This window comes from Nonomuraea sp. NPDC049624, from assembly GCF_040675255.1.
In the GTDB taxonomy this organism is placed as follows: Bacteria; Actinomycetota; Actinomycetes; order Streptosporangiales; family Streptosporangiaceae; genus Nonomuraea.
In genome coordinates, this window is record NZ_JBFAOR010000016.1 from 113,172 (window position 1) to 138,958 (window position 25,787).

Sequence of the window (25,787 nt, forward strand, 5' to 3'; positions counted from 1 at the left end):
CCGGCCGCGTCCCCTCGCCGGATCGTCACCAGGGGAGTGGGCCGTCCTCGCTGAAGAAACCGCCGGTCGGGCCGTCCGCGCCGAGGGTGGCCAGGCGCACCACCACGGCCGCGCCCTGCGCCGGGGTGAGGAAGCCGCTGTGGCCGTTGATGTCGGTGTCGACGTAACCAGGGGCGGCGGCGTTGACCAGGATGTTCTCCCTGCGCAGCTCGTTCGCGTACTGCAGGGTCAGCGCGTTCAGCGCGGCCTTGGACGGCGAGTAGGCCGCTGACGGCAGCCCCGACAAGGGCCCGTCGACCTCGGCGGTCAGCGCCAGCGAGGCGGCGTGGCTGGAGAGGTTGACGATCCGGGCGGCGGGGGAGCGCCGCAGCAGCGGCAGCACCGCGTTGGTCACGTGGATCACTCCGAAGACGTTGGTCTCGAACACCTCGCGGACCAGCTCCACGTCCACGGCGCTGGGGACGCGGTCGAGGGCGTCCTGGGGCGCGGCCTGGCCCGATCCGGTGATGCCGGCGTTGTTGACCAGCACGTCGAGGCGGCCGAAGCGGTCGTCGATCCAGGAGGCGGCCGCCTGGGCGGTGGAGGGGGCGGTGACGTCCAGTTCGAGCGCGTGCGCGTCCCCTCCCGTGGCGCGGATCGCCGCCGCGGTCTCCTCGCCGCGGCGCGCGTCACGGGCGCCGACCAGGACGGTCACCTGCCGTGCGGCCAGCAGTTCGGCGTGTGCGTCACCTCTGTGCGGGTGCGGTGCGGGGCCCGCTGAGAAGGGGGGCTTCCGAGGGACCCGAATGCCGTCTTCAATGTCTGAGAGCGATCAGACCTGTCCGGGGAGAGTCGTATGGCGTCTTTTGTTGCTGCTCGTGACGGGGAGCGCATGCCCGTGCGGTCGAACGGCCAGGACTGGCTGGTGTCCTGGCACCCGGCCGACGACCCGCCGGAAGGCAGATCTCACGGAGCCGCCGGCATTTGCGTGACGGCCGCCGATGAGCTGGTCCTCATCAGCCATGACGGTGAGCACTGGGGTTTCCCCGCCGGGCGGCCCGAAGGAACGGAGACGATCGAGGAGACCCTGCGCCGGGAGATGCTCGAAGAGGCGTGCGTCACGGTCACCGGCAGCCGCCTGCTCGGGTATGTCCGCAGCGAATGCGTGCGCGGGCGCGAGCTCGGCCTGGTCCTCGTCCGCTCCTACTGGCGTGCGGAGGTCCGGCTTGGGGAGTGGGCGCCGGAGTTCGAGATACAGCACCGGCGGGTGGTTCCGGAGTCCGAGGCGAAGAAGCACGTCCGCGATCCCGACCTGGCCGCGACCCGGGTCTCCTTCCGTGCTCTGGAAGAGGCAGGGGTAGGTGACGGCCCGCGTCCCTCGTGAGAGCCGTACCCGCCCGTCCGGAGGCTCGGCGGCGTGCCACGCCCGGTCTCAGACGACCCGCACGACGATCTTGCCGCGTACGCCGCCCGCCTCCAACGACCGGTGCGCCGCGGCGATGTCGTCGAGCGGGAAGACCTTGTCCACGACCGGGCGGATGACGCCGCTGTCCACGTACCGGGTGAGGTCGGTGAGGAGCCGGGTGGTGGGGTTGCCGCTGAAGAAGCGCACGCGCCGCCGGCCGTGGACGGCCGAGGCGGCGATGTACGCCAGGGACGCCGTGATCCTGCGAGAGTCGAAGGCGATCGCCACCATGCGGCCGGACGGTGTCAGCAGGCGGCGGAAAGCGGCGTGCTCGGTGCCGGCGGTGTCCAGGATCACGTCGAACCGACCCAGATCCGCCGGGGCGACGGTGGCGTAGTCGTACGCCTCGTGCGCGCCGAGGTCGCGGACGAGGTCGAGGTTGCGTGCCCCGGCGAGGGCGGTGACGTGGGCGCCCAGCACCCTGCCGAGCTGCACCGCGACAGCGCCCACCCCGCCGCTGCCGCCGCGGACGAGCAGCCGGTCGCCCGGCCTGAGCCCGGCCTGGTCGCGCAGCGCCGTGATGGCCGTCGTGCCTGCCGGGAGCGCCGCGGCGGTCACCAGGTCGACGGACGCGGGGGCCCGGGACAGGCGGCGGGGGTGGACCGCCACGTACTCGGCGGCGCTGCCGAACGTGCGGCCCAGCGTGCCCCACACCCGGTCGCCGATCCGGGGGCCGATGACCCGGGACCCCAGGGCGACGATCTCGCCGGTGAGGTCGATGCCGATCCGTTTCGGGAAGCCCCGCTGCATCAGCCCGGTCACCAGGCGCACCCGGCCCGTCCGGCCGTGCACCTCGCCGCCGTTCACGCTGACGGCGTGCACGCGCACCAGCACCTGTCCGGGGGCGGGGGCCGGCTTGGGCGCCGTGCCCACGTACAGGACCTCCGGCGGTCCGTACTGGTCGAACAGGGCGGCGCGCATCTCGTTCGTCTCCATGTGGACGACGCTAGCCCGCTAAACGGTCAGGGCTCTCCACTTAGGCTAATGTGAGAAAGATGCCCAGTCCTCGCTCTCAGTTGGCGCCCGCCAGGGAAATGCGGGCCGACGCGCGGCACAATCGGGCACGCATCCTGGAGGCCGCGCGGGAGACGTTCGCCAGGCGCGGTCTGGACGTGCCGATGGTGGCGATCGCGCGGCGCGCCGGGGTCGGCGTGGCCACCCTCTACCGGCGTTTCCCGTCACGCGAGTCCCTGATCACGGAGGTGTTCGCGGACGAGCTGGCGGCGTGCGCGTCGGTCGTGGACGAGGCGCTGGCCGACCCGGATCCCTGGCACGGGTTCTGCGGGGCGATCGAGAAGGTGTGCGCGATGCAGGTCGCCGACCGCGGGTTCACCGACGCCTTCCTCACCGCGTTCCCCGACGCGGTCGACTACGAGCGCACCCGGGAGCGGGCCGAGCGAGGCTTCGAGGAGGTGGTGCGGCGGGCCAAGGCCGCCGGGCGGCTGCGGGCCGATTTCGCCTCCGCGGACCTGGTGCTGCTGTTGAGGGCCAACTGCGGCATCGTCGCCGGGGCTGGGGCTGGGGCTGGGGCTGGGGCCGGGGAGGGGGTGGCGGCGGCGTCGCGGCGGCTGGTGGCGTATCTGCTGCAGTCCTTCCGCGCCGACCACGCCGAGCCCCTGCCGCCCCCGCCGCCCCTCACGCTCGGCCACCTGGTTCCGACGTCGTCCAGTACGGCCCACCCGGCGGCGAGGCCGGGGAACGAGCGGAGCAGCCGCTGACGTCGGCGCCCGACAGGACGACCCCGGCCGCTCGTGGCGGGAGGCCGGCACGATCGGCGAGAGCGAGCGGCTGGACGGCGAACACCAAGAATGGCGCGGCGACTCCTTTCAGAAATGTTCTGGGCTGTTTCGAGAGCTTAATTCAATCAATCGCCGATCCGGTGGGCCTCCAGGCGGTGGGTTATAGCCCTTTTAGCCTGGGCTAAAAGGCATTGTGGGGCGCGTTCCGGGTGCGGCAGGCTTTCCGGCATCGGGGCGAACTGGGCCCGGTGAAATCGCTGAACATTCGTGTCGCCGTGGTTCCGCGCGGCCGGAGAGGACGAGAAATGTTCGGAACGGGAAATCGGACGAGGAAACTGCTCGCCACGGCGGCCGCCACCTGCGCGGCCCTGACGATCGTGGCCACCCCGGGCTCGGCGGCCGCGTCGGCGTCGGCTTGGTGCCAGTCGAGTTACCTGGTCTACAAGTACTGGAAGTCGGACGGCACCATCGGGCGCTGGAGCCAGAACTGCAGCGGCGACCACTCGCTCAATTCCAAGGGTTACAAGCTGGAGCCCGGCGGCTGGTCCGGCTACATCGACTACAGCGACGGCACCTGGGATTACTTCTGCGACTTCCAGGACAAGTGGCTGGGCAAGCGGGTCGTCAATATCACGATGGCCGCCGCGAAGATCGAATACTGCATCAAGAAGTGATGGTGGGGCGCAGGCCGTCCAGCAACACGGTGAGATAGGCGTCGGCGAGGGCCTGTGAAGGGGGCTGGGCGCGGGCGACGGCCAGGGCCGTCCGGCCGAGGAGGGCCGTGACGACCGCCGGGTCGAGGTCGGTGCGGATCGTGCCCTCGCGCCGCGCCCCCTCGATCATCTCCTCGACGGCGGCGGCCAGCCCGGCGCGCAGGGCGGTGGTGGCCGGCAGGTCCAGGCCGCCCAGCTGGTCGTTGACGGCGTGGTGGGCGGTCTGGAACGCGATCAGCTCGCCGAGGAAGGTCCGCAGGGCCTGGTGGGCCGTGGTCTCGGCGAGCAGGTCGCGGGCACGCTGGACGACCGGTTCCAGCAGGCGGGAGACGGCGGCGTCCAGCAGGGCGTCCTTGCCGCCGAAGGCGCGTACGACGGTCGCGGCCCCCAGGCCCGCCTGCTTGGCGATGGCCTCGACGGTGAGCGTCGCGCCGGGTTCGGCCAGCAGCGTCATGGCGGCGTCGAGGGCGAGTCGGCGGTTGCGCACGGCGTCGGCACGGCGCTTGGGCTCGGCGGGTGTTGACAACTGAAATGCTCATTCCACATAGTTAACTGGAACGCTTATTTCAGTTACTGTACCCCGAGGAGCCTCAGTGAACGAGCGCGTCCTGATCTCCGGAGCCGGCATCGCCGGGCTGGCCCTGGCGTACTGGCTGGCCCGGCTGGGCTTCCGGCCCACCGTCGTCGAGCGCGCCCCGCGCCTGCGCGCCGGCGGCAACGGTGTGGACCTGCGTGACCACGCCGTCGAGGTGGCCGCGAGGATGGGCCTCATGCCGCAGGTGCGCGCGCTGGCCGCCGACGTGCACGGCATGAAGTTCGTGGACGCCGGCGGCCGGCCCGTCGCCCGCGTCGACACCCGCGACCCCGGCTCGGTGGAGATAATGCGCGGCGACCTGGTGACGCTGCTGCGCGAGGCGACCGACGTGCAGATCATGTTCGGTGACGCGATCAGCAGCCTGGACCAGGACGAGCAGGGTGTGCGAGTCGCCTTCGAGCACGCGCCCGCCCGCGCCTTCGACCTGGTCGTCGGCGCCGACGGCATGCACTCCCACGTGCGGCGGCTGGCCTTCGGGCCGGAGGAGGAGTTCGTCCGGCACAAGGACCACTACTTCGCCTTCGCCGACGCCGACGCCGCGCTCGGGGAGGACCGCTGGGTCACGATGTTCAACACGCCGGGACGCATGGCCGGCATCTACCGGTCGGGCAACCACGCGCAGGCCAAGGCGTACTTCATCTTCCGTTCCGCGCCGCTGGACTACGACCGCCGGGACGTCGCCGAGCACAAGCGGCTGGTGAGCCGGACGTTCGGGGGCGAGACGTCCTGGCGTACCCGGGAGCTGCTCGACTCGGCCCTGGCCGACCCCGACTTCTACTTCGACGCGCTGGGCCAGGTGCACATGGACTCCTGGTCGAAGGGCCGCGTCGTGCTCGTCGGCGACGCCGCCTGGTGCGCCTCGCCGGCTTCCGGGGCGGGCGCGGAGCTGGCCCTGGTGGGGGCGTACCGGCTGGCGGGGGAGCTCGCCGCCGCCGGCGGTGAGCACCGTGTCGCCTTCGCGCGGTACGAGGCCGTCCATCGTCCGCTGGTGGCCAGGAAGCAGCAGATCGGCCCGAACGTCCGGCTCATGGTGCCGAGAACCGAGGGCGGCCGATGCGTCCGGGACGCCCTGATCCGCCTCCCGCTGCTGAAGGCCATGGGAGCGGTGGAACGCCGCGTCCAGACCAGGAACCCCCGCCCCTTGCCGGAGTACACCCGGGTCCGGTGAAGCGACCCGGGGGCCGGGACTACTTCGGGCCGGTCAGGCGGCGTTCGCCTGCTGTGGTGAGGACGAAGACCTGCCAGTTGTAGTACGCGTAGTACGCGCGCGGGTCGCGGCGCATCTGGCGGGCGTGCAGGAGGACGGCGTCCACGTACGCCTGGGACGGGTTGTAGGCGTGCAGGGCCCGCCGGTAGTCGCGGGGGGCGCCGCTGGCGTGGAGGTAGTTGGCCGCGCCCATGACGGCGTCCCGGGGGTTTCGGACGTCGCCGCCCATCCCGTACGCGCGCCAGGTCGCCGGCATGAACTGCATGGGCCCCTGGGCGCCGGCGTGGCTGTCGGCGCGTACCCGTCCGAACTTCGTCTCGACGAACATCACCGACGCCAGCACCTCCCATTCCACCCCGAAGCGGCGCTCGGCCCGCTTGAAGTGGCCGAGCAGTTCGGCGGCCGGGCGGGCCGGCTGCACCTTGAACACGGCGGACGGCTTGATGGGCCGGGTCAGGGCCAGCAGTTCGCGCAGGGCGCTGACGTTGTCCTTGGCCTGGGCGGCGAGGGCGGCGGGCAGGCGGGCGAAGGCGCGGTCGGCCAGGGCGCGGTTGCGGGCGGCGTGGCGGTAGAGGCGCTGCTGGTAGAGGGCCAGGAGTTCGACGTCCCGCGGCGGGGCGCCCGTCGAGGGGCGCCAGCGGTCGATGGCCGCGTTCAGGGCGGTGGTCGTGTCGCGCAGGGCCGTCGCCAGGCGGGCGGGGTCGGTGGGGAGCGGCGCGCCGGGGGCGGGGAGCGCCTGGCCGGAGGAGGCGCCGGCGCTCGCCGTCGCGGACGGGGAGGCGTCCGCCGCCGTGGCGGAGGCCGAGGAGGGGACCTCCGCCGTTTTGGAGGCCGAGGAGGGGGTGGACGTGGGGGAGGGGGCGGTGGTCGTGGCCGTGGCGCCGCATCCGGCCGTCCCGGCGACTGCCGCGCTCACCAGCAGCAGACAGGCGAGCGTACGGCCCCGGCCGGTGCGGGGCTTCGGCGGGCGGGCGCGGAACGGGCGTCGGAGGTCGTCCATGGTCGGCCAACCTACCTGCATCACGGCTTCATACCGGACATCTCGCCTTGTAGCACTCCGCCGGGCGGCACTCGACACCTGGGATGCGTACGCTTCTCACAGGACGGCGGCGTGGCCCGGAATCGGCCGGGTAGGAGAGGAACCACCGGGAGGTGATCGGCATCGACGGCGGAGCGGACGAGACGAGCTGGCGAGGGCCCCGGTTGCGGGCGGAGACGAGACAGGCGGACGGGTGCCTGGTCATGGGGTTGAGCGGGGAGCTCGACTACATGCAGAGACCCGAGTTCCGGCAATGGGCGCTCGGCGTCGTGACCGGCGGCCACAACGCCGGGAACAGCGACAGCGCCGGGAACGGCGACAGCGCCGGGAACAGTGACAACGCCGGGCACGATGACAACGGCGACAGCGCGGCGCCGATGGTCGTGCTCGACCTCAGGGGCATCGAGTTCTTCGACTCCACCGGGCTGTCCGTCGTCATCGCGCTGTGGCGGCAGGCGCGTGACGCCGGCGGCGATCTGGCGGTGGCCGCGCCGCCCCCGATCTGCGCCAACATGATGCGGCGTACGGGGCTGGCCGACCACATCGCCATGGGCGACACGGTGGCCGCCGCGATCGCCGGGGCGGCGATCCTGCGACGCACGAGAAGCGACACGGCCGACGAGGCCGCCGCCGGCTGAACCAGGCCGGCCGGATCCCGGCGGACGGACGCCGGGATAGTCAGTCACGGACGCCGGGAGTCAGTCTGGGTGAAGACCCAGGACGGGCGGTGGGGATCAGTCCTGGGTGAAGGAGTGCTGGGGGACGCCGGCCGGGGCGCCGGTGAGGTGCTCGTACGTGCCGCTGACGTCCAGCAGCCGCTCCAGCACCCGCGGGCGCTGCTCCAGGTGCAGCCGGGTGCCGGCCGTCACGGCGTGCTGGTGGATCATCAGCAGCGCCGACAGGCCGCTGGAGTCGCAGAAGTGCAGGCCGTCGAAGTCGAGGTGCAGGTCGGTCAGGCCGCCGTCGGCGAGCGCGGCGAGGGCGGTGGTCAGGAGCTCTCGCGCAGTGTTGTAGTCCAGGTCGCCGGTGACGGCGACGCGCAGCACCCCCGGGCGGGGCGTGGCCTGGACGAGGGTCAGCGGGTCGGGGGCGAAGGCGGTCATGCGATCTTTCCGTGGCCGGGGAGCGGGGTCTTGTCGGTCGGGACGGCCGCGGCGCTCACGGCGTCGCGCCCGTTGCTGATCAGGGCCGAGGCGCGCGGGAAGTCCTCCAGCCGCCTGCCCAGCAGGTCGAGTGCCGGCAGCAGCGTGCCCGCCGGGACGCCGCGAGCGGTCAGGACGCCGGCCGTCCAGGTGAGGAACCGGGTGAACAGGCCGGGGTCGTCCACGTAGAGCGCGGTGGCCAGGAAGTCGACGATGTGCAGGATGTCCTCGGCGGTGTGCCTGCGTTGCTGCGGCGTGTAGTCCGCCATCGCCGGGATGCGTTCCTCCAGGCCGCCCATGACGTCCCTGACCAGGGCCCGGGCCGACCGACTGACCATGGTGTACTCCTGGTCGTCCAGGTGCGGCAGGTCGTCGACGGCCTGGCGGGGGGCGACGGGGCGGGTCAGCGGGCCGGCGGCGAGCCGGTCGGCGGCGGCGGCGCCGTCGGCGGCCCAGGCGTCGGCGCCGAGCAGGCCGGCGTAGAGGCCGTCGGGTCCGAAGGCGGCGCCGCCGACCATCACCGGCGTGCCGGTCGCCTGGCAGGCGGTGATGGCGGCGTGGGCGCCGGGCAGCCGGGTCGGGATGGAGCTGGACAGCGCCACCACGTCGCAGGCCGTGCGGTGGAGGTGGGTGATGAGGTGGTGCGTCGGCACCTGCGCGCCCAGGTAGTCGACCTGCCAGCCGCGCAGCCGCAGCACCTCGGACAGGATGCGGGCGGGCATGGCGTGCCACTCGCCGTCGATGCAGGCGACGGCGATGCGCCCGAGCGCCGGGCCGCTCGCGGCGGCGGCGCGGGCGGCGGGGTGGTGGGCGAGCGCGGCCAGCACCCGCTCGTTGACGGCGGTGGCGGTGTGCTCCTGGGCCACGGTGATCTGGTTGCTCTCCCACTCCAGGCCGACGCGGGCCTGTACGGGGGCGACCACGTGCAGCAGCAGGGTTTCCAGCGAGATGTCCTGGTCGAGCGCGGCGAGCGCGGCGTCCGTGGCGGCGTACTCGTCTCCGGCGACGGCGGCGTCCCAGAGTTTTTCGCGCCAGGCGGAGAGTCCGTCTGCGTGCGTCATGCGGTGAACCTTCCCCGTCCGTGTCCTCCCACCGCGCTCAGATGGGCCCCGCGCGGCGCGGTGATGGCGATGACGGCCATGTCATCGTGATCGCCACCTCCTACCCACTGGGACGACAACATCTCCACACGTTCGGTGATCGCCTCGGGCGGCATGCCGCCGCACTGCCGCAACTCCTCCTGCAGCCGCTCGTCGCCGAACATCTCGTCGCCGAGCGGGCCGCCCATGGCCTCGGTGATGCCGTCCGTGTAGAGCAGGCAGGTCTCGCCGGGTTCCAGGACCACGGTGTCGGTGACGCTCGTGACGCGTTCGAGCATGCCGATGAGGGTGCCTTTGGTGCTGGCCACGTCGACGCGCCCGTCGCCGCGTACGACGAGCGGCGGCGCGTGCCCGGCGCTGGTGACCCGGAGCAGGACGCGGTTCCCGGCCCGCTGGATCGAGGCCAGGACGAGCGTGACGAAGCGGGAGCGGTCGCCGCCCTTGACGAGAACGCCGTTGAGCAGTTCGAGCACGCGCTGATGGTCGCCGGCCATCGGCAGCAGGGCCTGCAGGGTGTGCCGGATCTTGCCGGTGAGCACGGCGGCCTCCAGGCCCTTGCCGGCCACGTCGCCGAGCACCACCAGCGACTCCTGGCCGGGCTCGGTGGGCGGGTGGAGGTCGTAGAAGTCGCCGCCGACCCGGGCGGTGTGCTCCGAGGGACGGTAGCGGGCGGCGACCTCGACGCCGTGCAGGCTCCGCACGCGGGGCGGCAGGAGCTCGCGCATGAGGGTCTCGGTGATGTCGGCCTGCTCGGCGTACAGGCGGGCGGCGGACACCGCGGCCCCCGCGCGGGCCGCGAACAGCCGGGCGAAGACCTCCTCGCCGTCGGAGAAGCACGCCTGGCCGCTGCCGCGCAGCAGGACGAGCGCCCCGGCCGGGACGCCGTGGCCGGGCAGCGCGGTCACCACCATCGAGCCGATCTCGTCGAGCCCGTCGCGGGCCAGCCAGGCGGGGGCGGCGGCGGGGTCGATCCAGCGGGAGGGCAGGGGCGGGTAGCCCTGCAGCGCCTCGGCCAGGCCGGGCACGGCCTCGGGATCGACGGCCAGCTCCTCGCGGACGACGACGCCGTCCGGCCCGCAGTACGCGATGGGGTGCCGGCGCCGGTAGGGCGGCAGGATGACCAGCGCGGCGTCGGCCAGGTGGCGGGCGGCCAGCCGGGCGGTCACCTCCAGGCAGCGATCGAGGTTGAGCGAGGACAGCAGCTCGCTGGAGGCCTTGTCGAGGAACGACGTGCGCTCGCGTTCGAGGTGCAGGGCCTGGGTGGCGCGGTCGAGTTCGGTGGTGTCGGCCAGCCACCAGGCGATCACGTCGCCGTCGCGGACCGGACGCGCCTCGAACGTGGCCGCCCCGATCGAACCACGCACACCGCCGGGAAGAGCGCCGTCGGGAAGAGCGCCGTCCGGAAGGGCGGCGTCCGGAAGGGCGGCGTCGGGAAGGGCGGCGTCAGGGAGAGGGGTTGTGGCGGCGTGGGCGTGGGAGAGCCAGGCGGGAGCGCTGTCCGCCAGCGCCGCGCCGGGGACCGCGCCGGGCAGCAGCCGCAGCGCCGCGTCGTTGGCCTGGGTGATGACACCCGCGGTGTCCACCACCAGGACCGGGTAAGGGGCGCCGCGCCACACGGTCCCGGTTTCGTCCTGTCCCAGACTGCTCGTCAGACCTGTCAAAACAACGAGCCCGCCGTGACGGGCCCTGCCTCCCTGAAGAATGGTTGCGTATACACGTTCTTCTCCCCACTGTAGCCGAGGCTCGCCCACCGCCCCAGCCGCGGACGGCCCGGTCGAGCGCCTCCCACCGGCCGTCTCCAGCGGTTTCCAGTCGTTTCCAAGGAGCCGCGGCCAGGGTCTGGTCAGTCAGGACACAGTCGGCGGACGGGGAGAAGATGGGCGAGACGAGGACCCGGTCGGTTCTGGGCAGGACGGGGGCGACGCTCGTCCTGAGCGCGGTGCTCGGTTGCGCGCCGGGCTCCGCCGGCACGGCGGACGCGAGCGTCGGCGCGGCGGCGTACGTGGTGCGGGGCAAGGTGGTGAACTCGGCCGGACGCCCGGTCCAGGGCGCCAAGGTCGTGGTGAAGGACCGGCGCTACTACAACAGCGACATCGTGCTGCACAGCGACGGCAACGGCCTCTACCGGGCGCAACTGCCGCGCGAGCCGTCGTCCTGGCTGGTCAGCGCCTCGGTGACGCGGCAGTTCCACGGGCGGCAGTACACCTTCGACCTGGAGCCGTCCTCGACCGGCTCCGTCCGGGCGAGCGCGGGCGGGGTGCGGAACTTCACCTGGCGCGTGACCGGCAGGCGGCCGGGCGCCGACGGCCGGTACTACGGCGGCCTGGTCGCCACGAACCTCTGGTTCGACAACCTCCCGGAGGACGTCGACCAGGAGAACGTACGGCTGACGATGACCCCGGTCGGCCCGCTGATCGACGGCAGCGAGGGCAAGGTCGTCTCCGGCCGCGCACCGGTCTACACGGACAGCGGCTGGGCGGTGGTCGACGTGCCCCTGGGCCGGTACCGCATCACCGCGACCTACCGCTCGGCCACCAGTGGCAAGGTCTACCCGCTCCAGGTGAAGCTGACCGGCTCGGCCGCCTTCGGCCCGCAGGTCACCGCAGACTTCGAGCAGAGCGGGACCAACCAGCGGATCAGGCTGGAGGTCAGGTTCGGCTGACCCGGCCGTGCCGCGGAACACCTCGATGAACATGAACGATGATCCGAAGCCGGAGGCCGTGGCCTCGCGTGCGCACGCGCGGGTGGCCGCCGGGCTGCTGGTTCTGGCGGTGGTCGCGGTGGCGGCCGCCCTGGTCGGCGGCCTCGGGCACTACGTGCTGCTCGACCGGCCCGTCCTGCTGGGGACGCTGGCGGCGAGCCTGGTCGTCGTCTCCGGGGCGCTCGCCTTCGGCGGCGGTCCGCGCGCGCCCGCCGTCGCGCTCGTGATGATCTGGGCGATGGCCGGGCTGATCGCTCTCGTTACCGGCATGCGGGTGCATGCCAGGATCCCCGGCCCGGACGGCAGCGGGCTGGAGGTGCGGGTGCTGTCCGACGACTGGATCGCCCCCGACTGGAGGCTCGTGGTCCGCCGGGACGACGGCCTGCTGACCCGCGAATGGCCCTTGACGGAGCGCTTCACCGCCGGACCCGACGACGGCCCGCCCAGGGTGACCTGGCTCGACCCCGCACACGTCCGCCTGGACGACCGGCCCGCGCGGACGGTCACCCTCGACCCACACTCCGGACGCCCCCTTGAGCAGGGCCACCTCAACGGCGGCTGAGACGCGAAGGGGCAGACAGGACGGGCGGCCCACCGATATAATGATCATGCATCCCGGCGGGCAGGCGCTCCCGGGATCTTGCATGTCATGCCCTCCACACCTCATCGAGCGCTGCTCGCCGCGGCCGTCCCGCTCTTTCTGTCCATGAGCGCCGGGATCGTCGCCCAGCTCGTCACCACCTCACTCCTCGGCCGCCAGGCCACGGCCCAACTGGCGGCCTTCGCGCTGGTCAACGCTGTGCTCACCCCCGTGACGGCGGCGGTGTCGGGTGGTCTGCGGGGGATGGCGCCGTTCGTCGCCGCCTGCCGGGACCGTCCGGCGGAGGCGCTGCTCGTCCTGAAGGACGCGCGGTGGCTCACCGCCGGGCTCGGCACGGCCGGCGCGGGCGTCATGCTCGGCGTCCCTGTGATCGCGCGGATCGGCGGGGCGCCCGGCGAGGTGGTGGCCGAGTTCGGGGCGTTGCCGCCGCTGCTGGCGCTCCAGGTGTTGCTGTACGCGGCGGGCAGCGGCGCCGGCGGCGTGCTGGTCGCGCTCGGACACAGCAGGCTGGTGCTCCGGTCCGGGTTGTCGAGCACGGCCACGGGGGTGGTGCTGCAGCTCGTCCTGGTGCCGCGGATGGGCGTCCAGGGCAGCGGGGTGGCGCTGGTGGCGTCCACCGCCGTGGCCGTGGTCGTGTCCAATGCGCTGCTGCTGCGCCTGCCCGAGCTGGCCGGGCGGTCGTCGTGGCCGGGCCGCCCGCGGTGGCGGGAGATCGTGCGGATGGCGCGGGTGGGCGTCCCGATGTCGGCCACGCTCGTCGTGAAGTTCGCGGTCATGGGCGGGGTGACGTACGCCGCCGCGCGGACCGGGGCGCAGGGGGCGGCCGCGCACGCCGTCCTGCTGTCGCTGCACGGACTCCTGGGGCTGGCCGCCGTGGCGGTCGCGCAGGCCGCGACGCCGGAGATCGCCAGGGCGGCCCTGCCGGGCCAGGCCCGCCGGCTGAACCGGGCGGCGCTGACGATCGCCGCCGCCGGTGTGCTGGCCGGTGGGCTGGTGCTGGTCGTCCTGGGGGAGGCGGTGCTCGGGCTGTTCACCTCGGACGCCGCCGTGCTCGCCGTCGCCGTCGGCCTGCTGCCGTTGTCGGTGGTGCACGCCCTGGCCGACCACTGCGCGATCGTGATGTCGGCCGGGCTGACGGCGCTCAGGCGGTCGTCCTGGACGCTGGGGTCGGCCGTCCTGGGGAACGGCGTGCTGGCGTCCGTGGCGGGTCCGGCGGCGCGGGCTTGGGGGCTGCGGGGGCTGTGGCTGGCGTTGATCGCCGGTTCGCTGCTCGTCGTCGTGACGCAGACCGCCGGGTTCCTGCGGTTCAGCGCGCGTCGGCGCGACCCCTAGAAGGGGGCTCCGGCGGGCGGAGCCCCCTCGCCTCAGGTGCGGTCCTGGGTCAGGACGCTGGACAGGAACGCCCTGGTCCGTTCGTGTCCCGGGTTGGCCAGCAGTTCGGCCGGCGGGCCGCTCTCGACCACGACCCCGTCGGCGAAGAAGGCCAGCCGGTCGCCGACCTCCCTGGCGAAGGCGATCTCGTGGGTGACCACGACCATCGTCATGCCGTCGGCGGCCAGGCCGCGCATGACCTCCAGCACCTCGTCCACCAGCTCGGGGTCGAGCGCGGACGTGGGCTCGTCGAACAGCATCAGCTGCGGGCTCATCGCCAGCGCCCTGGCGATGGCGACCCGCTGCTGCTGGCCGCCGGAGAGCTGGTGGGGCCGCTTGTGCGCGTGGGCGGCCAGGCCGACGCGCTCCAGGTGCTCCATCGCGGTCGCCCGGGCCCGCTCCGCGGAGACGCCGAGGACGTGGACGGGGGCGCAGGCCACGTTCTCCAGCGCGCTCTGGTGGGCGAACAGGTTGAACCGCTGGAACACCATGCCGATCCGGCGGCGGAAGACGGCGAACTCCTTGGGCGTCCACGGCCGGTAGCGGCCCTCGCGCAGGCTGTGCCCGACCTCCTCGCCGAGCACCCGCAGGCTGCCGCCGAGCACCGGCTCCAGCCCGTTGACGCAGCGCAGGAAGGTCGACTTGCCCGATCCGGACGGCCCGATCACACAGCTCACCTCGCCCGGCGCGACGGTGAAGTCGACGCCGTTGAGCACCTGCGTGTCGCCGAAGCCCATGCGCACGCCCGTGGCGTGCACGACGGGGCTCACGCCGCCGCCTTCGGCAGGATCCGGGCCGCGAGCCCGCCGCCGCGGACCAGCCGTACGGCCTCGGAGCCGAACCGGCGTTCCAGGCGGCCCTGGAGGAAGGTCGCGACGGCGGTCATCAGCATGTACCACAGGCTCGCCACGATGAGCAGCTCCATGATCAGGTTGTTGGCCTTGTAGATCTGGCTGGCGTTGGTCATCAGGTCGTGCCCGGCCACCACGTAGACCAGCGACGTGGTCTTCAGCATGGAGATGAACTCGTTGCCGGTGGGCGGGATGATGATCCGCAGCGCCTGCGGCAGCACGATCACGCGCATGCGCTTGGCCGGGGTCATGCCCAGCGCGTACGCGGCCTCGGTCTGGCCGTGGTCGACGGCCTGGATCCCGGCCCGCACGGTCTCGGCGAAGTACGCCGCCAGGTTCAGCCCGAGCCCCAGCATGGCCGAGGTGAAACCGGTCATCACCTCGTTGGTGTCCCACTTGACGCCGATCATGGTGAACGGCACCTTGAGCACCAGCTCGGGGAACAGGAAGGCCAGGTTGTACCAGAAGATGAGCTGCACCAGCACCGGCGTGCCGCGGAAGAACCAGATGTAGAGCGTGGCCAGCCCGCTGAGCACCGGGTTGTGCGACAGCCGCATGATCGCCACGGCGACGCCGAGCACCAGCCCCAGCACGGTCGCCAGCACCGAGATCTCGATGGTGACCCAGACCCCGGCGAGGATGCGGTCGTTGAACAGGTATTCGGCGACCTTGCCCCAGTCGAGGCGCGGGTTCACCACGACCAGGTAGACCAGCCAGCCGGCGATCGCCGTCACGACCGCCGCGGCCAGCAGACGGCCCCAGTGGCGGGTCCTGGCGACCGGGACGTGCTCCCCGGACGGCCCGGTGAAGGGTTCCGTGCGCATGGTCACTTACCGCCGTTGACGACAGCGGACTGGACGGCCAGCTTGTCCAGGTTCCACGCCTTCAGCAGCTTGGCGTACTCGCCGCCGGTGATGAGGGAGTCGAGCGCGCCCTTCACCGCGTCGACGAGCTCCTTGTCGTCGGGCTTCATGCCGATGCCCCACGGGCTCTCGGTGCCGTCCAGGGCCATCGCCTCGACGTCCAGCTTGGGGTCGGCGGCCTTGCTGGCGGCCACCACGTAGTCGGTGATGGTGGCCTGCGCCCGCCCGCCGGTGACCTGGATCAGGGCCTCCTGGTCGCCGGGGAACTTCAGGATGTTCACGGCCGCCTTGCCGGCCTTCTTGCAGTCGGCGTCGTACTGCTCGGCCAGCTCCATGGACGAGCCGTTGTCGACGACGGACACCGTCTTGCCGCACAGTTCGGCCGGGCCGCTGATCTTGGCCGGGTTGCCCTTCTTGACCAGCAGACCGGCGCCGGCCTGCACGTAGTCCACGAAGGTGACCTGCTTCTGCCGCTCCGGCGTGTCGCTCATCGAGGAGATGACGAAGTCGTAGCGGCCGGTGAGCACGCCGGGGATCTGCGAGTTGAACTCCTCGTCGGAGATGGTCACCTTGGCGCCGAGCTTCCTGGCGATGGCCCTGGCCAGCGCCGGGTCGAAGCCGATCGCCGTCTTGCCGTCGCTCGCGTACAGCTCCATGGGCGGGTAGCCGACGGACGTGACGACCTTCAGGCCCTGCGTCTTCAGGCGGGCGGGCGCCTTGGCGGCGAGAGCCTGGTCCGGGGTGATGGCGTTGATCACGTCGGCCGCCTTCTCCTCGGTGGGGGCCTGGTCGAGCGTGACCGCCGCCGCGCCGCCGTCCGCGGGGGCCGCGGCGGCGCCGCCGTCGTCCAGGGACTGGGCGCCGCAGGCGGTGGTGGCGGCCAGCAGCGCGCCGGCGGCGAGGGCGGAGAGAGTGCGGATGTTCACGAGGGGGTGCTCCTTCAGGATCGCTGCCAGCGGACTTCGCCGCCGACGACGGTGGTGAGGACCTGGGTGCGCAGCACCGCCTCCGGCGGCTCCAGGTACGGGTCGGTGTCCACGGCGATGAAGTCGGCGAGCATGCCGGGCGCGAGCACGCCCTTGCGGTCCTGCTCGCCGGCCGCGTACGCGGCGCCGAGGGTGTGCGCGGTGATCGCCTCTGCCATGCTCAGCCGCTGCTCGGGCTGCCAGCCGCCGGCGGGCGTGCCGTCCTGCCGGGTACGGGTGACCGCGGCGTACAGTGCGGCCCACGGGTCGGGGCTCTCCACCGGCGCGTCGGAGCCGAAGGCCAGCGCGACCCCGGCGTTGAGCATGCCTCGCCAGGCGTAGGAGGCCAGGTCGTGGCCGGCGAGCAGCGAGTCCACCAGCGCGATGTCGGTGGTGCAGTGCACCGGCTGCATCGAGGCGACGACGCCCAGCCGGGCCATCCTGGTCAGGTCCTGGGGGCGCAGGTGCTGGGCGTGCTCGATGCGATGCCGCAGGCCGGCGGTGGGCCCGATCGCCTCGTAGGCGTCGAGGACCAGCCGGTTGGCGCGGTCGCCGATGGCGTGCGTGGCGACCGCGATGCCGGCCGCCGCCGCCTTGCTGAAGATCCGTACGAGGTCTTCGTACGGGGTGACCGCGATGCCGGTGTTGTCGTGCTCACCGGCGAACGCCTCGTGCATGTGGCAGGTGTGCGAGCCGAGCGCGCCGTCGCTGAACACCTTGACCGGCCCGGTCCGGACCCAGTCGTCGCCCTGGCCGGTACGGCGGCCCTCGGCGATGGCGGCCTCCAGGGCGACCGTGGGGATCGCCTTGTGCACGCGGATCTTCAGCTCGCCGGCGTCGCGCAGCTCCAGGTAGGCGGCCCGGCAGTCCTCGCCGTCGATGTCGTGCACGCTGGTCAGCCCGAACGACAGCAGCTCCTCCTGGCCGGCGCGCAGCCGGTCGCGCAGGTCGCCGGAGACCATGAGGGCGCGCAGCGGGTAGGAGGCGGACTCGCGCAGGATGCCGGTGGGCTCCCCGTACGCGTCCCTGACGATCTCGCCGCCGACCGGGTCGGGGGTGGAGGCGTCGATCCCGGCCATCCGCAGGGCGGCGGAGTTGGCCCAGACGGTGTGGCCGTCGATGTTGGGCAGCGCCACCGGCAGGTCGGGGCAGACCGAGTCGAGGGCCTTGCGGTCGGGCTGGACCGGCGGGTTCCAGATGTTGCTGTTCCACCGGCCGCCGAACAGCCAGGCGCCCGGCCGCAGGGTCGCCGCGTGCTCGGCCACCTTGGCCAGGGCCTCGTCCAGGGAGCGCACGTCGCGCAGGTCGACCGCGCCGAGGCTCTGGGCGTACTGGGCCGTGTGGATGTGGGCGTCGTACAGGCCGGGCAGGACGGCGGCGCCGTCGAGGTCCACCAGCTCGGCTCCCGGGCCCGCCGCCGCGCGCACGTCGGCCTCGGTTCCGACGGCGACGATCAGCTCGCCGTCCACGGCCATGGCCTGGGCGGCGGGGGCGCCGTTGGTGCCGGTGCGAATGGTGGCGTTGCGGTATACGCGCATGTCATGGATCTCTCAGGGGTTTCGGGTGGGGGTGGTGCGGCTCACTGTAGAAGTGGCGGAAAGAAGTAGGAAGCGATATAAACACGACATTTAGCAGCGCTGAGAGCAAGGAACGCTTATGCTCAAGCCGGAACATCTGCGCACACTGCGTGAGGTCGTGCGTCTGGGGTCGTTCGCGGCGGCGGCGAACCGGCTCGGTTACACCTCCTCGGCCGTCTCCCAGCAGATGGCCGCGCTGGAGCGGGAGACCGGCGTGCGGCTGTTCGACCGCTTCGCCCACAGCGTGCTGCCGACCAGCGCGGCGGAGGTGCTGGCCAGGCAGGCCGAGACCGTGCTGGCCGACATCGAGCGCATGGTGGCCACCGTCCAGGCGGTGCACCGCAACAGCGAGCCGCAGATCCGGCTCGGGCTGTTCCCCAGCTTCACCGGCGTGCTGGCCGACGTCATGCGGCGGATGGAACCGGAGGACCGGGCCGGGATCCGGCTGTCGGTCGCCGAGTCCTCGCAGCTCATCGCCCGTCTGGGCAGCGGCGGCGAGATGGACGCCGCGGTGGTCTACCAGGTCGGCAACACCGGGCTGTCGTGGCCGTCGGTGCTGACCAGGCGGTGGATCGCCGAGGACCGGTACCGGCTCGTGCTTCCCAGGCTCTGGCCGGACCTGTCGCCGTACCGGGCGGAGCAGCTCGTGGACCTGCCGTGGATCATGCACCACCCGGCCAGCAGCGACGCCACCCTCTTCGAGGCCCTGTTCGCCCACTGGAGCCTGCACCCGCGGGTGGTCTGCCACTCCGACGACTTCAAGATCACCCTGTCGCTGATCGGCGCCGGCGTGGGCGCGGCCCTCATCCCCGACCTCGCGCTGCGCGGCCACGGCGAGGACGTCGTGGTGGTCGACGTGCCGTGGCTCAACATCAGCCGCAGCATCTTCACGTTGGTCCACCCCGACCGCGAGACCGCCCGCCTGCAGTGGCTGCTGGACGAGCTGACCGTCTGAACCGCCTCTCGACGCGGCCGGGGCCCATCTGCCAGCATGTGCCGGATCATCCCCGGGCCGCGCGTCACCTGGCGTCGCCGTGCCCGCGCAAGGCTAAGGAGATCTTCCACCGTGGAACGCGAGGCGGCGATCGCCCGGTCCGTCGAGGCGATCCGCCTCCACAGCGGGCAGCACATCCTCATCGAGGCCGGCCAGGAACCCGTCCTCGGCCGCCTCGGGCGCGACGACCGCCGCACGCCGGACGGCCCCCTGCGGAACTGGACGTACGTCGTCAAGGACATGATCGACGTGGCCGGCCTGCCCACCACCCGCGGCTCCGCCCTGTACGGCGCCGAACCGGCCCTGGCCGACGCCCGCTGCGTCGAGCTCCTGGACGGGGCGGGCGCGCTGCTGGTCGGCAAGGCGAACCAGCACGAGTTCGCCTGGGGCGTGACCAGCGAGAACCCGCACTGGGGCGACGTGGGCAACCCGCGGCACCCGCACCTGACCCCCGGCGGTTCCAGCGGCGGCACCGCCGCGGCGCTCGCGGCCGGGATCGCCCGGTTCGGGCTCGGCACCGACACCGGCGGCTCGGTGCGCATGCCCGCGGCCTGCTGCGGCGTGGTCGGGCTGCGCCCGCGTGCGGGGGCCGTGCCCGCCGCCGGGGTGGCGCCGCTCGCCCCCGCCTTCGACGTGGTCGGCCCGATGACCACCTCGGTCGCCGACTGCGCCCGCGTCTGGCAGGCGCTGACCGGCGAGGACGTCGAGCCGCCCGACTCGCTGGCCGGACTGGTCGTGGGCGTCGCGGAGGGCTGCGCCCAGGCCGGGGACTTCGCCGAGCTGGGCGCGCGGCTGCGCGAGGTGGCCCTGCCCGCCGAGGTGCTGGAACCGTACTGGACGATCGTGAGCGCGCAGGCGCGCCGGACGCACGAGGGCACCTTCCCCGAGTGCGCCGCCCGCTACAGCCCCGAGGTACGGGCCAAGCTGGCGGCCGCCGGCGGAATCGGGCACGACGACTACCGGCGGGCCGTCGAGCGGCTGGCGGCGCTGCGGGCCGCGTTCACGGCCGGCATCGAGGGCATCGACCTGCTGGTCATGCCGACGCTCGGCGCCCCCGCGCCCAGGGTCGGCTGCGACGAGGCCCGGGTGCGCGGCGAGGTCGGCCGGATCACCGCGACGGTGTCGGCGCTCGGCCTGCCCGCCCTTGCCGTCGGCGACCTGCAGCTCGTCGCCACGAGCGAGGCCGCCGTGCTGCGGGCGGGGATGTGCAGGGAGGCCCGCGGCGGGACGATCCCCGAGCCGCGCTGACCCTCGCGGATCGCCGCGCTGACCCTCAAGGATCCGCCGGTCAGGCCGCGCTGGGCAGGCTCCACGGGTCCACCGGCACGACCTCGGCGCACCGCCCGTACGGGTCGAGCAGCCGCCCGTACAGCTTCGACTGGCGCAGCACGATCTGCCGGTCGGCCACCGTCACGTGCGGAAAACGCTCCTCCAGCCGCACCACCAGCGGATGCAGGTCGGCCACGCCGTGCAGGCCCACCGTCAGCAGCATGTTCCGCGGCCCGGCGAGCGCCGCGCACGTACGCGTCTCCGGCCAGCCGAGCAGCGCCCGGCCGGTCTCCTCCAGCAGCGCGTCGGGCATCCGCAGCCACAAGAGCGCGGCGGAGTGCCAGCCCGCGTGCGACCGCGCCAGGTCGCAGCGGAAGTCGAGGTCGCCGGTGGCCACCAGCCTGGTCAGCCGGCGCTGGACCGTGCGCTCGGACGTGCCCACCGCCCTGGCCAGCTCGGCGTAGGGCGCGCGGCCGTCGGGCAGCAGGGCGGTGAACAGCCGCCGGTCGATCTCGTCCATCTCCCTGGTCGACTCCGGCGCGGCCGGCCGTCTGGCCAGGGCGGCGGCGGTTCGCGGCGGCAGCACCCGCAGCCGCCACCGGCACGACGCCTCGAACACCCGCGTGGCGACGTGCGTGCGGACCTTGGCCACCCCCGGCACCCGGGGCAGCGCGGTGAGCACGTGATCGGCCAGGGCCGCCATCGACGGGGCCACGGCGATCACGAACAGGTCGTGCCCGGCGGCGACGTGCTGGACGGTGATCAGATGGCGCTCGCGCGCCAGCGCCGCCGCGACCTCGGCCGCCGCGCCGGCCGCGCAGTCGATCTCCAGGAACGCCATGCTCAGCGCGTGCATCTGGCGGGGGCCGAGGGCGACCGTGGTCCACGCCTCGCCGGTGCTCGTGAGCCGCTGCCAGCGCCGCGCCGCCGTCACCGGGTCGGCCCCGACGGCCGCCCCCACCTCCACCCAGCTCGCCCGCGGGCTGATCTGCAGAGCGTCGATGAGCTCAAGGTCGGACTCGGCCAGCAACGACGGCGGCTCCACGCCGGAATCCTGCACTGATCCTCCCTCGATGTCTGATTGCTGCGTTCCAGCGGTCGGGACACCCTATACCGGGATCCTGGGCCCCGACCGCCGTCAGGCGCAGCCATCGGAAAGGGAGACCCGCGGATGACCTCGCTCGGCCGGGCCAGGATGGTCGGCGTGCTGGGCGGTATGGGCCCGGCCGCCACCGTCGACTTCTACGGCAAGCTCGTGGCGGAGACCGCCGCCACCAGCGACCAGGAGCACGTGCCGGTCGTCATCTGGGGCGACCCCCGCGTCCCCGACCGGTCGACGAGCCTGCTCGGGCAGGGGGAGGACCCGACCCCGCAGTTGCGGCGCGGCATCGGGGCGCTCAGAGGGGCCGGGTGCGAGCTGCTGGCCGTGCCGTGCAACACCGCGCACGCGTTCGTGCCGCGCCTGGCCGAGGAGGCCGGGCTGGAGCTGGTCAGCATCGTCGAGGTCACCGCCGCCGCCCTCGCCGCCGACGGCGTCCGCGCCGCCGGGCTGCTGGCCACCACCGGCACGCTCCGCGCCGACCTGTACGGCCCCGCGCTGCGCCGGCACGGCGTGACCCCGATCGAGCCGGACGAGCCGGGCCAGCGCGAGGTCATGGCCGCCATCGCCGCCGTCAAGGGCGGCCGCGCCGGCCGCGAGCACGCCGACGCGCTGGCCGCGCAGGCCCGGTCGATGGCCGCGCGCGGCGCCCGGCGCGTGGTGGCCGCGTGCACGGAGGTGCTGCTCGCCCTGGACCCGGCCACGGTCCCGGTCCCCGTCGTGGACCCCGCGCGGCTGCTGGCCCGCGAGGTCGTCCGCGTGGCGCTGGCCGCGCGCGGCTGAACCGGACTTCTTTCACTTCCGCCTCTCAAGTCACATCCAAGCCACTTCCAATCTCCGGATGGTGGGCTTGGCGCATGAGCTGAGGACGTGCCTGCACGTCCGCGAGCCGGGGGGCTCGCAGCTCGATGCGAAGGGAGGTTACGACCATGAGCAAGAAGATCGTGAGTCTGGACGATCTGGGTGACGAACTGGCGGTGATCGAGGAGGCCGATCTCGGCCTCGTCGCGGGCGGCATGCCGATGCAGCGCTGCTACGGCACCAACGGAAACCCGCCCACCGACTGGGTCTCCGACTACTGATAAAGACGATTCGCGGTCGCGTGGGAGGGGAGCCCGCTTCCCTCCCACGCGGCTGGGGGGACACGTGCTACTGATTCTGAGCGAGCCCGGCGACGCGACCGTCGACCTGGTCCTGCCCAAGCTGAAGGCCAGGGGCGCGGACGTCCTGTGGTGGGATCCGGGCGAGTACCCGTCCGCCGCCAGGCTGACCGCGCGCTTCGGCGCCGACGGTGAGGAACTGGTCCTGACCAGGGACGGGCAGGTCTTCGACCTCTCCGGCACGACGGCCGTCTGGACCCGGCGCCCCGGACGCCCGCGTGCCGCGGACGACGTCACCGCCGACGACCTCCGGGCGCGGGTGGGCGAGCTGTCGGAGTGGTTCACCGACGGCTTCTGGGACCTGCTGGACGCGCGCTGGCTGCCGGCCCGCCAACCGGTGCTGCGCAGGGCGCACAACAAACTGGTCCACCTGGCCCTGGCCCGGCGGCTGGGCTTCGCCGTGCCGCGGACGGTGATCACCAACGACCCGTCCGAGCTGGTGCCCGCCTACGAACACGCGGACGGGCGGCTGATCGCCAAGGCGATGGAGCACACCCTGTTCGAGATCGACGGCGGCGCGCACGCCGTCTACACGACCGTGGTCACCCGGCGGTCGCTCGGCGGCCGGGGGCGGATCGTCCACGAGCCGGTCATCCTGCAGCCGTACGTGCCCAAGGCGGTGGAGCTGCGGGTCACCGTGGTCGGACGGCAGGTGTTCACCGCCGAGATCGCCTCCCAGGACTCGCCGCGCACCCGCGACGACTGGCGTCACTACGACTTCGCCCGCGCCCGCCACAGCGTGCACCGCCTGCCGGACGACGTCGCAGGCCGCTGCGTCGACCTGGTCGCCGCGCTCGGCCTGTCCTTCGGGGCGATCGACCTCATCCTCACCCCCGACGGGGAGTACGTCTTCCTGGAGATCAACCCCAACGGCCAGTGGGCCTGGATCGAAGACCTGACCGGCCTGCCCATCAGCGACGCCGTCGCCGACTGGCTCACCGCCGGAGAAACGGACGCGCAATGACTCAGCTCTCCCTCGGGCCGGCCCTCGAAAGCGGCGTGAACCTGCTGCGGGGGCTGACCCGCCGGCGTTCGGCCGTGGAGGAGGCCCGCCGCACCGCCGCCGCCTGGGCCCAGGCGCACCCGCGGCTCGGCGCGCAGCTCGTGACGAGCCCGCGTCCCGGCTCGCCGGTCGTCGACTACGACCTGCTGCTCGACCATCCGTCGGGCGGCACCATCATGCTCGGCGTGCAGGCCGAGGACGGCACGTCCTGGCTGGTCGACCACTCGACCCACTGGGCCGCCGGCTACGTGCTGACCGTGGACGGGACGCACGTGTCGGTGTCCGAGGCGATGCTCATGCTGCGTTCGCTGGCGCGTCCCGGGATGTCGCCGCAGGAGGAGCTGGTCCGGTTCTGCGTGCTGCGCAACGCCGCCCAGCAGGAGGAGGTCGGCCTGGCCGACGTCCAGGCCGCCGCGGACGGGTTCCGCAGGCGGCGCGGCCTGCTCGGCCACGACACGATGGCGGAGTGGCTGGACCGGATGGGCATGAGCGCCGAGGCGTTCCACGACCACATGACGATGACCGCCAAGGACCAGCGGTTCCGCGCCCGGAAGCGGGCCGAGCTGGCTCCGGCGTACCTCGACCGCCATCGTGACCGGTTCGCCCGGGTGCGGGCGGCCTGGGTGCTGGCGGACGACCCGGTCGAGCCCGCCGAGCTCGACGGACCGCTCGCCGGCCGCTGGGACCTGCGGCTGACCAGGGCCCGGACGTGGGCGGGCGAGCTGCCCGTACCGCTGCGGGAGGTGCCGGCCGGTGACGCCGCCGGCCCGGTCCCCTACGAGGGGGGCTTCCTGACCGGCCAGGTCGTCGAACGCCAGGAGGCCGTGGCGGACGAGGCCACGCTGAAGGCCGCCGGCGAGGCCGCCTTCGACGAATGGGCCGCCGACGCCGCCCGGGAGGCCCGGATCACCTGGCACTGGCTCTGACGCGTCCGGCGCCCTCCGCGCCGGGCCATTTGGAGTGATTTCTCCGGTCATGTCGGTGCCTTCGGGTACTGTGCCGCACGTGCGGCGGATGATCACCTCTCGGGGTTTGTGGTGGGCGCTCGCGGCGGCGGCCGTGGCGGTGGCGGCGGCCGTGTTCCTCCGCCGCTCGCGAACGCCGTACCCTGCCCTGCCCGACGAGCGTCCTGCTCCGGACGGGCCGCCTCCCGAGCGGGACGCCCCGCCGCCGTGGCCGCCCGTCCCCATCCTCGGCACGCCGACGAAGGCGGACATCGAGCGCTACGCCACCAGACCGGCCGGCTTCTTCGACAGACCGGCCGTCGCCGCCTTCTTCGCCCAGACCCAGCCGCTCGACGGCCCCACCCGGCGACGCCTGAACCGCTGGGCCATGGTGGCACTGGCGGTCGTCCTGCTGGCCGGGGGCGCGCAGGTCCTGGAGTCGGCGGTGTTCTCCAAGGGCGACCACTCGACCGAGGAACACTTCGGCAGCTGCGCCCCGGCCTACGCGAACGCCGGCGTCCGCTGCGTGGTGGACACGGACATCGAATGGGGACCGGCCGCGGAGCCGGCCACAGGCGAGCAGCAGCCCGCCGAGTCCCAGGAACCGCCTCTCGCCCAGGAGGCCGTGGACGCCGACTGCCGTCCGCGGACGGCCGAGCCGCACGTACGCGCGATCAATCCCAAGGTCACCCGCGCGGTGAACCGGCAGTGGCGGCGGATCGAGACCTGGCTCAAGGCCAACGCCCCCAAGAGCCACCGCACGCTCGGCAGGCCGGGAAGGGCCAGGACCATCGCGGTCGCCGAGGCCCAGACGGGCCTGTCCTTCCCCGACGACCTGCGGGCCTCGCTGCTGCGCCACGACGGGGCCGCCGTCACCGAGGCGACCTGGCCCTTCGGGTTCCTGGGCAACGTGAACGCGACCATCCGCCAGATCCGGGACGAATGGCGCGCCCTGTGCAAGATCGACGCCACCGACGACTCGGACGACCCCCGCACCGAATGGTGGGACGGACGCATGATCCCCGTCGGCTTCGACGGCATGGGCAACAGCCTGGTGATCGACTCCGTACGCCGTGACGTCGGCGAGACCGACCACGAGGGCGACATGAGCTTCACCCCCGGCGGGATCCGCATCCGCTCCTACCACGCCCTGCTGAAGGCGACCGCCGACGCCCTGGAGACCGGCGGAACCGTCGGCTACTGGAAGCCCGAGGCGGTCGCCGGCGAACTGGAGTGGCACATCCCCTGACCCGCCCGCCGCCGTCGGGACCGCGCGTGGTGAGGCCGGTCCTGACCGGCAGCGGCTGGCCGCTCCTTCAGTGACGCGCAAGTGAGCACGCCGCCCGCGCCTAGTGATCGCCAAGACGTCCCCAAGTGCCTCCTGCGACCGTGAGTGCGCGACATTCACCA

General features: G+C 73.1%; 27 protein-coding genes. 15 read left to right on the forward strand and 12 right to left on the reverse strand.

Annotated elements, in window-relative coordinates:
• Positions 1–25: 25 nt before the first annotated feature.
• On the reverse strand, positions 26–799 hold the full coding sequence (locus tag AB0J76_RS43980; RefSeq protein WP_352322164.1) for an SDR family NAD(P)-dependent oxidoreductase: 774 nt from the start codon (positions 797–799) through the stop codon (positions 26–28).
• 72 nt (positions 800–871) lie between these two features.
• Between AB0J76_RS43980 and AB0J76_RS43985 the strand changes: the two genes are divergently transcribed.
• Positions 872–1,363 carry an NUDIX domain-containing protein gene (locus AB0J76_RS43985; protein ID WP_352322089.1) on the forward strand — a complete coding sequence of 164 codons (492 nt, stop codon included), beginning with the start codon at positions 872–874 and terminating at the stop codon, positions 1,361–1,363.
• A 48-nt stretch (positions 1,364–1,411) separates the two neighbouring features.
• Here the strand turns inward: AB0J76_RS43985 and AB0J76_RS43990 are convergent, their stop codons facing one another.
• Complete coding sequence (locus tag AB0J76_RS43990) at positions 1,412–2,380, reverse strand: NAD(P)-dependent alcohol dehydrogenase (protein ID WP_352322091.1); 969 nt, start codon at positions 2,378–2,380, stop codon at positions 1,412–1,414.
• A 98-nt stretch (positions 2,381–2,478) separates the two neighbouring features.
• On the opposite strand from AB0J76_RS43990, the gene AB0J76_RS43995 reads away from it, so the two are divergent.
• Together AB0J76_RS43995 and AB0J76_RS44000 are read left to right on the forward strand one after the other, a co-directional pair.
• Positions 2,479–3,162: a helix-turn-helix domain-containing protein gene (locus AB0J76_RS43995; RefSeq protein ID WP_352322093.1), complete on the forward strand. Its 684-nt coding sequence runs from the start codon at positions 2,479–2,481 to the stop codon at positions 3,160–3,162.
• Positions 3,163–3,431: 269 nt separating this feature from the next.
• On the forward strand, positions 3,432–3,857 hold the full coding sequence (locus tag AB0J76_RS44000) for a hypothetical protein (RefSeq protein WP_352322095.1): 426 nt from the start codon (positions 3,432–3,434) through the stop codon (positions 3,855–3,857).
• Here the strand turns inward: AB0J76_RS44000 and AB0J76_RS44005 are convergent.
• The gene (locus AB0J76_RS44005) at positions 3,847–4,422 is read right to left on the reverse strand and encodes a helix-turn-helix domain-containing protein (RefSeq protein WP_352322097.1); all 576 of its coding nucleotides are present in this window, start codon (positions 4,420–4,422) and stop codon (positions 3,847–3,849) included. The genes AB0J76_RS44000 and AB0J76_RS44005 overlap by 11 nt on opposite strands.
• A gap of 67 nt (positions 4,423–4,489) precedes the next feature.
• Here AB0J76_RS44005 and AB0J76_RS44010 point away from each other — a divergent pair, with 67 nt between their 5' ends.
• Entirely contained in the window at positions 4,490–5,659 is a 1,170-nt protein-coding gene (locus tag AB0J76_RS44010) for an FAD-dependent monooxygenase (protein WP_352322099.1), read from the forward strand.
• Positions 5,660–5,678: 19 nt separating this feature from the next.
• On the opposite strand, the gene AB0J76_RS44015 is transcribed toward AB0J76_RS44010, so the two are convergent.
• On the reverse strand, positions 5,679–6,698 hold the full coding sequence (locus AB0J76_RS44015; RefSeq protein WP_352322101.1) for a lytic transglycosylase domain-containing protein: 1,020 nt from the start codon (positions 6,696–6,698) through the stop codon (positions 5,679–5,681).
• A 152-nt stretch (positions 6,699–6,850) separates the two neighbouring features.
• On the opposite strand from AB0J76_RS44015, the gene AB0J76_RS44020 reads away from it, so the two are divergent.
• Entirely contained in the window at positions 6,851–7,375 is a 525-nt protein-coding gene (locus AB0J76_RS44020) for an STAS domain-containing protein (protein ID WP_352322103.1), read from the forward strand.
• A 96-nt stretch (positions 7,376–7,471) separates the two neighbouring features.
• Here AB0J76_RS44020 and AB0J76_RS44025 read toward each other — a convergent pair whose 3' ends face one another.
• The 3 genes from AB0J76_RS44025 to AB0J76_RS44035 are packed head-to-tail and all read right to left on the reverse strand — an operon-like array spanning position 7,472 to position 10,565.
• A complete protein-coding gene (locus AB0J76_RS44025) occupies positions 7,472–7,840 on the reverse strand; it encodes an STAS domain-containing protein (protein ID WP_352322105.1) in 369 nt (122 codons plus the stop codon).
• Positions 7,837–8,940, reverse strand: coding sequence for a cobalamin B12-binding domain-containing protein (locus AB0J76_RS44030; RefSeq protein WP_352322107.1), 1,104 nt, complete (start codon positions 8,938–8,940; stop codon positions 7,837–7,839). Before AB0J76_RS44030 ends, AB0J76_RS44025 begins: the two co-directional genes overlap by 4 nt.
• Complete coding sequence (locus AB0J76_RS44035; protein WP_352322109.1) at positions 8,937–10,565, reverse strand: PP2C family protein-serine/threonine phosphatase; 1,629 nt, start codon at positions 10,563–10,565, stop codon at positions 8,937–8,939. The genes AB0J76_RS44030 and AB0J76_RS44035 overlap by 4 nt, the downstream gene beginning before the upstream one ends.
• Positions 10,566–10,855: 290 nt before the next feature.
• Here AB0J76_RS44035 and AB0J76_RS44040 point away from each other — a divergent pair, with 290 nt between their 5' ends.
• From AB0J76_RS44040 to AB0J76_RS44050, 3 genes are all read left to right on the forward strand, one after another.
• Entirely contained in the window at positions 10,856–11,641 is a 786-nt protein-coding gene (locus tag AB0J76_RS44040; protein ID WP_352322111.1) for a hypothetical protein, read from the forward strand.
• Between the two features lie 31 nt (positions 11,642–11,672).
• Positions 11,673–12,242: a hypothetical protein gene (locus AB0J76_RS44045; protein WP_352322112.1), complete on the forward strand. Its 570-nt coding sequence runs from the start codon at positions 11,673–11,675 to the stop codon at positions 12,240–12,242.
• Positions 12,243–12,329: 87 nt separating this feature from the next.
• Complete coding sequence (locus AB0J76_RS44050; RefSeq protein WP_352322114.1) at positions 12,330–13,613, forward strand: hypothetical protein; 1,284 nt, start codon at positions 12,330–12,332, stop codon at positions 13,611–13,613.
• A 32-nt stretch (positions 13,614–13,645) separates the two neighbouring features.
• Here the strand turns inward: AB0J76_RS44050 and AB0J76_RS44055 are convergent, their stop codons facing one another.
• From AB0J76_RS44055 to AB0J76_RS44070, 4 genes are read right to left on the reverse strand one after another with little or no spacing between them, the layout of a single operon-like run.
• Positions 13,646–14,389 (reverse strand): amino acid ABC transporter ATP-binding protein, encoded by a 744-nt coding sequence (locus tag AB0J76_RS44055; RefSeq protein ID WP_352322166.1) that lies wholly within the window; start codon positions 14,387–14,389, stop codon positions 13,646–13,648.
• A 29-nt stretch (positions 14,390–14,418) separates the two neighbouring features.
• A complete protein-coding gene (locus tag AB0J76_RS44060; protein WP_352322116.1) occupies positions 14,419–15,327 on the reverse strand; it encodes an amino acid ABC transporter permease in 909 nt (302 codons plus the stop codon).
• A gap of 2 nt (positions 15,328–15,329) precedes the next feature.
• Positions 15,330–16,292 carry an ABC transporter substrate-binding protein gene (locus tag AB0J76_RS44065; protein WP_352322118.1) on the reverse strand — a complete coding sequence of 321 codons (963 nt, stop codon included), beginning with the start codon at positions 16,290–16,292 and terminating at the stop codon, positions 15,330–15,332.
• 14 nt (positions 16,293–16,306) lie between these two features.
• Positions 16,307–17,869: an amidohydrolase gene (locus AB0J76_RS44070; protein ID WP_352322120.1), complete on the reverse strand. Its 1,563-nt coding sequence runs from the start codon at positions 17,867–17,869 to the stop codon at positions 16,307–16,309.
• A 118-nt stretch (positions 17,870–17,987) separates the two neighbouring features.
• On the opposite strand from AB0J76_RS44070, the gene AB0J76_RS44075 reads away from it, so the two are divergent.
• The gene (locus AB0J76_RS44075; RefSeq protein ID WP_352322122.1) at positions 17,988–18,863 is read left to right on the forward strand and encodes a LysR family transcriptional regulator; all 876 of its coding nucleotides are present in this window, start codon (positions 17,988–17,990) and stop codon (positions 18,861–18,863) included.
• Between the two features lie 111 nt (positions 18,864–18,974).
• Positions 18,975–20,150: an amidase gene (locus AB0J76_RS44080; protein WP_352322124.1), complete on the forward strand. Its 1,176-nt coding sequence runs from the start codon at positions 18,975–18,977 to the stop codon at positions 20,148–20,150.
• A 40-nt stretch (positions 20,151–20,190) separates the two neighbouring features.
• Here AB0J76_RS44080 and AB0J76_RS44085 read toward each other — a convergent pair whose 3' ends face one another.
• Positions 20,191–21,231 (reverse strand): Lrp/AsnC family transcriptional regulator, encoded by a 1,041-nt coding sequence (locus AB0J76_RS44085; protein ID WP_352322125.1) that lies wholly within the window; start codon positions 21,229–21,231, stop codon positions 20,191–20,193.
• A 111-nt stretch (positions 21,232–21,342) separates the two neighbouring features.
• Here AB0J76_RS44085 and AB0J76_RS44090 point away from each other — a divergent pair, with 111 nt between their 5' ends.
• From AB0J76_RS44090 to AB0J76_RS44110, 5 genes are all read left to right on the forward strand, one after another.
• Positions 21,343–22,053 (forward strand): amino acid racemase, encoded by a 711-nt coding sequence (locus tag AB0J76_RS44090; RefSeq protein ID WP_352322126.1) that lies wholly within the window; start codon positions 21,343–21,345, stop codon positions 22,051–22,053.
• A 146-nt stretch (positions 22,054–22,199) separates the two neighbouring features.
• Positions 22,200–22,352 (forward strand): hypothetical protein, encoded by a 153-nt coding sequence (locus tag AB0J76_RS44095; RefSeq protein ID WP_352322127.1) that lies wholly within the window; start codon positions 22,200–22,202, stop codon positions 22,350–22,352.
• 64 nt (positions 22,353–22,416) lie between these two features.
• Positions 22,417–23,394 carry an MvdC/MvdD family ATP grasp protein gene (locus AB0J76_RS44100; protein ID WP_352322129.1) on the forward strand — a complete coding sequence of 326 codons (978 nt, stop codon included), beginning with the start codon at positions 22,417–22,419 and terminating at the stop codon, positions 23,392–23,394.
• A complete protein-coding gene (locus tag AB0J76_RS44105) occupies positions 23,391–24,359 on the forward strand; it encodes a TIGR04500 family putative peptide maturation system protein (protein WP_352322131.1) in 969 nt (322 codons plus the stop codon). The genes AB0J76_RS44100 and AB0J76_RS44105 overlap by 4 nt, the downstream gene beginning before the upstream one ends.
• An 88-nt stretch (positions 24,360–24,447) precedes the next feature.
• A complete protein-coding gene (locus AB0J76_RS44110; RefSeq protein WP_352322133.1) occupies positions 24,448–25,626 on the forward strand; it encodes an SMI1/KNR4 family protein in 1,179 nt (392 codons plus the stop codon).
• Positions 25,627–25,787 lie beyond the last annotated feature (161 nt).

Coding starts and splice junctions, on each gene's coding strand:
- AB0J76_RS43985 (WP_352322089.1), top strand. CDS start 872: ATGCCCGTGCGGTCGAACGGCCAGGACTGGCTGGTGTCCTGGCACCCG.
- AB0J76_RS44070 (WP_352322120.1), bottom strand. CDS start 17,869: ATGCGCGTATACCGCAACGCCACCATTCGCACCGGCACCAACGGCGCC.
- AB0J76_RS44105 (WP_352322131.1), top strand. CDS start 23,391: ATGACTCAGCTCTCCCTCGGGCCGGCCCTCGAAAGCGGCGTGAACCTG.
- AB0J76_RS44060 (WP_352322116.1), bottom strand. CDS start 15,327: ATGCGCACGGAACCCTTCACCGGGCCGTCCGGGGAGCACGTCCCGGTC.
- AB0J76_RS44040 (WP_352322111.1), top strand. CDS start 10,856: ATGGGCGAGACGAGGACCCGGTCGGTTCTGGGCAGGACGGGGGCGACG.
- AB0J76_RS43995 (WP_352322093.1), top strand. CDS start 2,479: ATGCGGGCCGACGCGCGGCACAATCGGGCACGCATCCTGGAGGCCGCG.
- AB0J76_RS44110 (WP_352322133.1), top strand. CDS start 24,448: ATGATCACCTCTCGGGGTTTGTGGTGGGCGCTCGCGGCGGCGGCCGTG.
- AB0J76_RS44025 (WP_352322105.1), bottom strand. CDS start 7,840: ATGACCGCCTTCGCCCCCGACCCGCTGACCCTCGTCCAGGCCACGCCC.
- AB0J76_RS44075 (WP_352322122.1), top strand. CDS start 17,988: ATGCTCAAGCCGGAACATCTGCGCACACTGCGTGAGGTCGTGCGTCTG.
- AB0J76_RS44045 (WP_352322112.1), top strand. CDS start 11,673: ATGAACGATGATCCGAAGCCGGAGGCCGTGGCCTCGCGTGCGCACGCG.
- AB0J76_RS44055 (WP_352322166.1), bottom strand. CDS start 14,389: ATGGGCTTCGGCGACACGCAGGTGCTCAACGGCGTCGACTTCACCGTC.
- AB0J76_RS44050 (WP_352322114.1), top strand. CDS start 12,330: ATGCCCTCCACACCTCATCGAGCGCTGCTCGCCGCGGCCGTCCCGCTC.
- AB0J76_RS44015 (WP_352322101.1), bottom strand. CDS start 6,698: ATGGACGACCTCCGACGCCCGTTCCGCGCCCGCCCGCCGAAGCCCCGC.
- AB0J76_RS44095 (WP_352322127.1), top strand. CDS start 22,200: ATGAGCAAGAAGATCGTGAGTCTGGACGATCTGGGTGACGAACTGGCG.
- AB0J76_RS44030 (WP_352322107.1), bottom strand. CDS start 8,940: ATGACGCACGCAGACGGACTCTCCGCCTGGCGCGAAAAACTCTGGGAC.
- AB0J76_RS44090 (WP_352322126.1), top strand. CDS start 21,343: ATGACCTCGCTCGGCCGGGCCAGGATGGTCGGCGTGCTGGGCGGTATG.
- AB0J76_RS43990 (WP_352322091.1), bottom strand. CDS start 2,380: ATGGAGACGAACGAGATGCGCGCCGCCCTGTTCGACCAGTACGGACCG.